The sequence below is a fragment of the Erwinia sp. PME.40.26/001 genome (genome assembly GCF_055556675.1).
Map to the genome: position 1 here is coordinate 1 of NZ_JBVHNP010000034.1, position 425 is coordinate 425.

General features: G+C 68.5%; 1 protein-coding gene. It reads left to right on the forward strand.

All coding sequences use genetic code 11. The features are described 5' to 3' along the window. Positions 1-425, forward strand: a 425-nt coding sequence (locus ACZ3HG_RS23080; protein WP_465334618.1) for an extracellular solute-binding protein, incomplete at both ends; no start/stop codon positions are given.

Sequence of the window (425 nt, forward strand, 5' to 3'; positions counted from 1 at the left end):
GGCTCGCTGTCGTCCGAGTTCGTCAACTGGGGCTGGGACTCGATCGACCAGTGGACCTCGCAGAAGGCCGCGCTGACCGTCTCGGGTCCGTGGAACCTCGTCGACACCTCGATCCCGTTCGAGTGGGGCACGTTCCCCTTCCCCACCGCCAAGGCCGGTGAGTCCTCGAAGGTGAACCTGCTCGGCTACGTCTACGGCGCCGCGGCGAACTCGGATGCCAAGAAGGAGGCGGCCGCCGCCGCCCTCATCAAGTGCCGCGCCTCCGAGGAGAACCAGATCGACACCGCGGTGCAGGGCGGCTACATCCCCGCCCTGAAGACCGCGCAGGACGCCTTCGTCGAGAAGGTCCCCTCGGCCGCTCCGTTCGTGGACGCCGTCGACGGCGCCTACAACTCCGCGCAGCTCGGCACCGAGTGGAACACCCT